The organism is Sphingopyxis sp. (assembly GCF_036402335.1).
In the GTDB taxonomy this organism is placed as follows: Bacteria; Pseudomonadota; Alphaproteobacteria; order Sphingomonadales; family Sphingomonadaceae; genus Sphingopyxis.
The window spans coordinates 1-6,970 of sequence record NZ_DASWTD010000131.1 but is presented as its reverse complement, the minus strand read 5'-3'; the positions used below and the strand labels follow the sequence as shown (position 1 = coordinate 6,970).

General features: G+C 65.2%; 4 protein-coding genes. All 4 read left to right on the top strand.

Translation table 11 applies throughout. From position 1 onward, the window contains the following. Positions 1-1,314: hypothetical protein (locus VGD20_RS04145; protein ID WP_331133235.1), on the top strand; the 1,314-nt coding region annotated here is incomplete at its 5' end. Between the two features lie 80 nt (positions 1,315-1,394). Continuing rightward, positions 1,395-4,097 (top strand): TonB-dependent receptor domain-containing protein, encoded by a 2,703-nt coding sequence (locus VGD20_RS04140; protein WP_331133234.1) that lies wholly within the window; start codon positions 1,395-1,397, stop codon positions 4,095-4,097. 167 nt (positions 4,098-4,264) lie between these two features. After that, entirely contained in the window at positions 4,265-5,149 is an 885-nt protein-coding gene (locus VGD20_RS04135) for a type II secretion system protein N (RefSeq protein ID WP_331133233.1), read from the top strand. A 5-nt stretch (positions 5,150-5,154) separates the two neighbouring features. After that, positions 5,155-6,970, top strand: a 1,816-nt coding sequence (gene gspD, locus VGD20_RS04130; RefSeq protein WP_331133232.1) for a type II secretion system secretin GspD, incomplete at its 3' end; no start/stop codon positions are given.

The window sequence follows — 6,970 nt, the reverse complement described above, 5'->3', positions numbered from 1 at the left end:
CGCTTCAACACCACGACCGCGATCCCGAAGGCCGACGGCGTGATCTATTCGCTTCCCGGCCGCGTCGACGTCGGCACCGACCAGGGTCCGACCGAGGAAGCCGGCGACGCCGCCGACGTCACGCTGACGATCGATCCGGGCGTCACCATCTTCGGCGCGACGGGCACGTCATTCCTCGTCGTCAACCGCGGCAACAAGATCGATGCCGTTGGCACCCCGACGCAGCCGATCGTCTTCACTGGCCGCGGCAACGTCATCCGGCCGGCCGCCGACCTCGACCAGGCATCGCAGATGTGGGGCGGCGTCGTCCTGCTCGGCCGCGCGCCGGTCACCGACTGTAACGAAGGGTCGGGCGGCACGCCGGGTACCGCAACCTGCGAGCGCAAGACCGAAGGCGCGTCGAACGCGCTCTATGGCGGCGGCACCCCGACCGATAATTCGGGTACCATGAGCTATGTCCAGATCCGTTTCTCGGGCTTCGCGCTCGCCGAAGGCGTCGAACTGCAGGGGCTGACGCCGTCGGGCACCGGCAGCGGCACCACGCTCAACCACATCCAGATCCACAACAGCTCGGACGACGGCATCGAAGTGTTCGGCGGCCGCGTCAACATGAAGCATCTGGTTGTTACCGGCGCCGAGGATGACGGCCTCGACACCGACGTCGGCTACCAGGGCAATATCCAGTATGTCATCGGCGTGCAGCGCGCCGGCGGCACGCTGGGCGACTCGATGATGGAAATCGACTCGAACGGCAACGAGGACACGACCCCGCGCCAGCGCGTCGCGATCTCGAACTTCACCTATATCCACCGCAACAATACGGCGGGTAACGGCGTGTCGATCCTGATCCGCGGCGGCGCCGACTATACGTTCGCCAACGGCCTGATCGTGGCACCGGGCTTCCGCTGCCTCGGCATGAACAGCGCAACGACGGTCCGCGACGCCGATGCCGCTCTCGACGATCAGGGGCCGCCGAAGTTCTTCTCGGTTGCGATGCAGTGCAACAGCCAGCCCTTCCGCGGTTCGCCCACTCCGCCGGTCACCGACGCAATGGTGCAGGCGATCTTCCAGGCCGGGACGAACAACCGTTCGGATTTCGTCCCGACGCTGGCCAACCTGTTCATCAACGGAACGGCCGAAACCGCACTGACGGCTTACGACGCGAAAGCGATCAACGCCTTCTTCGACACCACCGCCTATGTCGGCGCCGTCCGCGACGCCAACGATGGCTGGTACAAGAGCTGGACCTGCAACTCGTCGACCGCCGACTTCGGCACCGACAGCAAGAGCTGCAACGTCATTCCGATGGCCTGATCGCTCGCGATCCAATGGGGAGCGGGCACGCCTGACCGGCCGGCCCGCTCCCTTCCTACATTTTCTTGGGGACATTCCACATGACCAAGCGGCCGATTTTCGCCAGCCTGCTCCTCCTCAGCTCTGCCCTTGTCGCGCCTGCGGCGCTGGCGCAGGATACTGGCGCGCCGGCACCCGACGCTCCGCCCGTGACCGCCGAGGCGCCGGCTACCGGCGATGCGGCGGCGCAGGACGAAGAGGCGGATGTTTCGATCCCCGGCGGCGCCGATGCCGAAATCATCGTCACCGGCCGCTATACTCCCAATATCGTCCGCGCGACGCCGGAAGTCGTGTCGGTGCTGTCCTCGGCCGACATTGCGCGCACGGGTGAAGGCGATATTTCGGGCTCGCTCCAGCGCGTTACCGGCCTGTCGGTCGTCGGCGGCGGCTTCGTCTATGTCCGTGGCCTTGGCGACCGTTATTCGCTGGCGCTGCTTAACGGTTCGCCGCTGCCAAGCCCCGAGCCGCTGAAGCGCGTCGTTCCGCTCGACATCTTCCCCTCGAACGTCATCGATTCGACGCTCGTCCAGAAAAGCTATTCGGCGAACTTCCCCGGTGAATTCGGCGGCGGCGTGATCAACCTCACGACCAAGGCGATCCCGCGCGAGAGCTTCCTTACGATCAGCGGCGGCATCGGCTGGGACAGCGAGACGACGAACGAGCTCGGCTACACCTATTATGGCAGCGATACCGACTGGACCGGGTTCGACGACGGCACGCGCGATATCCCGCCGCTGCTCAAGGCGGCCTTCGCCAGCGGCAAGCCGATCCTCGACGGCGCCGATTTCACGCGCGAAGACCTCCAGAAGATCGAAATGGAGATGGTCAACGCCGAGACGTCGCTGCTCCAGCAGAATGATCATATTCCGGTCAACTGGTCGGCGGGCATCACGGGCGGCACCACGATCACGCTTCCCAATGGCGAACTCGGCATCATCGCGACGCTGGGCATCAGCAACAAGTGGCGCACCCGCGACACGCTGCAACAGACGTCGCTCGAGCAGGATCTCGAAGGCGTGCCGCAGACGAGTTTCCAGCGCGTCATTACCGACAACCGCATCGTCGTGAACGGCCTCCTCGGTTTCGGGCTCGAACTCGGCGACCACAAGTTCCGCTGGACCAATTTATTCATCCGCGACACGCTGAAACAGTCGCGTCTCGGGCTCGGACGCAACCAGAACCAGCCCGACCGCGATATCCTGCGCCAGGACACCGCGTGGTACGAGCGTCAGCTGATCAACACCCAGTTCGTCGGCGAACTCCACTTCGACCGGCTCAAGGTCGACCTGCGCGGCGCCTATGCCAATTCGCAGCGCGAGGCGCCCTATGAGCGCAGCTTCACCTATATCCGGTCGAACCTGCCGCTCGACCAAGATCCCGTCGGCGACAAATTCGTCAACGATCTCGGCGGCAACAAGGGTGACGCCAGCATCGCCTTTTCCGACCTCAGCGAAGACCTGTGGTCGGGCGGTGTCGATCTGTCCTACGAGCTTGCGCCGCGTATCACCGCGACGGTGGGCTACGCCTATTCCGACACGCAGCGGTCCTCGGTACGCCGGGCTTTCCTGTTCCGCGGCAACAATCTGCCGATTGCGGTGCAGCAATTGCGCCCCGATTATCTGCTCTCCGACGCGACGATCCAGCTCTATGACATCGTGCTGCTCGAAACCTCGTCGCAGGACGGTACCGCTGCATTCGACGCCCAGCTGACAACGCACGCCGGTTATGCGCAACTCCAGGCCGAACTGGTACCGGGGCTCAACATCAACGCCGGCGTCCGTTATGAAGACGGCAAGCAGACGGTGTCGCCGGTCGACCTGTTCAATACGGGGTCGACCGCGATCGTCCCGACGAACCTCAACAACAGCTATTGGCTGCCCGCGGTCACGCTGACCTGGGAAGCCGCGCCCGATATGCAGGTGCGCCTCAACGGGTCAAAGACGATCGCGCGTCCGCAGTTCCGCGAACTGGTCGCGCAGGTCTATCAGGATCCCGAATCGAACCGCCTCTATTCGGGTAACCCGTCGCTCAATGACAGCGAGCTGTGGAATGCCGAGCTCCGGTACGAATGGTATTTCGCCAAGGACCAGCGTTTCACCGCGGCTGCCTTCTACAAGTCGATCGACAACCCGATCGAAGCCTATACCTCCGCGTCGGACAATCTTGTCCAGACGAGCTACGCCAACGCGCCGAAGGCGACGCTCTATGGCGCAGAGGTCGAACTGCAGAAATATTTTGCGCTCGATACGCTGTCGGACTCGCCCTTCTGGGCAAGCCGCCGCCTCGTGCTGATCGGCAACTACACTTATACCAAGTCCGAAATCAAAGTTGGCGCCGACGACATCACGGTCGTCAACGGGGTCGAACGCCCGGCGACGATCTTCTTCTTCGACGGGTCGGCGATGACCGGACAGTCGGATCATCTGGTGAATCTTCAGATCGGGCTCGAGGATCAGGACAAGCTATCGCAACAGACGCTGCTTCTCACCTATTCCAGCCCGCGCGTCACCAGCCGCGGCCCGTCGCTTCAGCCCGACATCAAGGAAAAACCCGGCATCCAGCTCGACTTCGTCGCGCGCCAGGGCGTGACGCTGCTCAACAAGGAAATCGAGCTGAAGTTCGAGGCGCGCAACCTGACCGGGCGCAAATATCAGGAAGTGCAGACCTCGGGCGACAACAAGGTCTATTTCAACCGCTACAAGCTGGGCCGGATCTTCTCGCTCAGCGCGTCGCTGAAGTTTTAGGATCGCGCGACCCCTCCCCTTCGGGGGAGGGGCGTTCTGCGCGCAAAGTCGGCGCCGGACTCGCCCGACTGACAAAAAACTGTAATCTTCCCGTCAACTGATTGTCACCAATCGCCCCTAGGCGATTCGCGACGGCAACTTCAGCCTCAGGGGGACAGGGACATTTCATGGCGACGCTGATGCCCGGATCGGCCATTCGGCTGCCGCGCGGTCTGCCCGCATGGTTGCGGGGCGGCAGGCGCGGCCCCCGCGAAATCTGGCCGCACCTGCTCGTCGCGCTCCTCGGCGCGCTCCTCGTATGGCAACTCGTCCGCCTGCTCTGGACGATCCTGACCCCGCTGTCGCCGCTCGGCGCGTGGCAACCGCAGACGGCGGTGATCGCCTCGCCCGCCGAACGGCGCGCGCTCTTTTCCAGCTTCGATCCCTATTTCCGCAGCGCATCGCAGGGGCCGGCATCGGCGACGGTGACCGCGCTGGGCCTGACCCTGTTCGGCATCAACCTCAACGAAGCGACGGGCGGCGGATCGGCGATCATCGCGGGCGAGGATGGCGTGCAGACGAGCTACGCTGTCGGCGATGAAATCGCGCCCGGCGTGAAGCTGGCCGGCGTGGCTTTCGACCATGTGCTGCTCGACCGCGGCGGCGCGCGCGAAAGCCTGTTCCTCGACCAGAGCGGCGACGCGGCGATTGCCAACCCCGCGAGCCCGCTGCCCGCGCCGACGCCCGAAACAGGGTCGACCGCGGCGACCGCCAGTTCGGCCAGCGGCGAGATGACGTCGGCGAACCTCAAAGTCGGTGTGGGCTTTGCTCCGCGCGCCGAAAACGGCCGCGTTACCGGGCTGGTCGTCCAGCCGCAGGGCGACGGCGCGATATTCCGCGCCGCGGGCTTGCGGCCGGGCGATGTCATCCGTTCGGTCAACGGGCGCCCGATCGGATCGGCGAGCGACGCCGCCGCGATGGCCAGCCAGATCGCGCCGGGCGCGCGCCTGTCACTCGAAGTCGAACGCGGCGCCAGCGTCGTTCCCGTCGCCATCTTCCTCTCGAAACAATAGGTTTTATGCGCCTCAAACTTTCTCTCATGCTTGCAGCGGCCCTCGTTTCGGCGACGCCGACGACGGTATCGGCGCAATATACGCTGAACGTCCGCGACGCCGATATCCGCGCCTTCATCCAGGATGCGGCGCGGATCACGGGTCGCACCTTCGTCATCGACGGCCGCGTCAACGGCAAGGTGTCGGTGGTCACCGACCGGCCGCTGTCGCGTAGCGAATATTTCGAGATTTTCCTTGCGACGCTGCGCTCGAACGGCCTTGTCGCGGTGCCCGGGCCGAACGGCGCCTATCGCGTCCAGCCGATCGATGGCGCCGCGGCGCAGCCGGGCCGTATCGGCAGCGACCGCGCGGCGCAGAACCAGTTTGTCACCGAAATCATCCGCCTGCGCCACATCGACGCCGTTGCCGCGGTCGAAACGCTGCGCCCGCTCGTCAGCCCGCAGGGCTCGCTGACCGCGAACCGCAACGCCAACAGCCTCGTCGTCGCCGACTTCGCCGACAATATCCGCCGCATCCGCGCGCTGGCGTCGAACATCGACCGCGATACGTCGACCAGCCAGATCGTCACGCTGAAAAATGCCGGTGCGCGCGAGATCGCCGCGGCGCTGCAGGCGCTCGTTCCCGCGGCGGGCGAGGGTGCGCAGGCGCCGGTCGCGATCGTGCCGATCGATAGCAGCAACGCGATCGCGCTGCGCGGCGACCAGGCGCTCGTCGCGCGCTTCGTCACGATGGCGAACGACCTCGACCAGAAAGCGGCGGGCGGCACCGAACTGCGCGTCTACTGGCTCGAACATGCCAATGCCGAAACGCTGTTGCCGACGATCCAGCAACTGATCGGCGGGGGCAGCGATCCGGCGCAGAAGGCGGGCCTACCGCCCGCAACGTCATCATCATCTTCTTCCTCGTCGTCGGGAGGGAACGGCACCCCCGCGCCGGCGCCGGCGGCGACGCCGCCGGCATCGACCGGCGCCGGCGGTACCGGCAGCATCTCGACGCGCGGCCCCGCGATCGTCACGCGCTACGAAGGCGCGAACGCGATCATCGTCGCCGCCAACAGCGAAGTGCAGCGGATGCTCGGCGAACTGATCCGCCAGCTCGACAGCCGGCGGCAACAGGTGCTGGTCGAGGCGATCGTCGTCGAAATCGGCGACGACGCGGCCAAGCGGCTCGGCGTCCAGTTCCTGCTTGGCGGCAAGAATATTCCGTTCGTCGCGACGAGCTACAGCAATGCTTCGCCCAATATCCTGACGCTCGGCGGCGCCTATGCGGCGAACCAGCTGTCGCAACAGACGACGACGGTCAATGGCAACACGACGGTGACACAGACCAATAGTTCGCTCGGCAGCAGCCTGCAGGAAGCTGCGGCGGCATCGCTGCTGACCGCCACCGGCGGCTTCGCCGGGTTCGCGGGTGATATCGGCAAGAACACCGTGTTCGGCGCGATCATCAACGCCGTGAAATCGGACACGACATCGAACCTGCTTGCGACCCCGCATATCGTCACGCTCGACAACCAGGCGGCGAAATTCCTCGTCGGACAGGAGGTGCCGATCACCACGGGCGAGGCACTCAGCGACAATTTCGACAACGCCTTCCGCACCGTCCAGCGCGAAGAGGTCGGCATCAAGCTCGACGTAACGCCGCAGGTCAACGGCGCGGGCGAGGTGAAATTGTTCCTGCGTCAGGAGGTCTCGAGCGTCGCGGGCCCGGTCTCGTCGCGCAACAGCGACCTCATCCTCAACAAGCGCTCGTTCGAAACCGTGCTGACCGTCGACGACGGCGAGATCCTCGCGATCGGTGGCCTGCTCAACGACGACGAGC

Bases quoted from the DNA above. Each gene is read 5' to 3' on its own strand.
- VGD20_RS04140 (WP_331133234.1), top strand. From the start codon at position 1,395: ATGACCAAGCGGCCGATTTTCGCCAGCCTGCTCCTCCTCAGCTCTGCC.
- VGD20_RS04135 (WP_331133233.1), top strand. From the start codon at position 4,265: ATGGCGACGCTGATGCCCGGATCGGCCATTCGGCTGCCGCGCGGTCTG.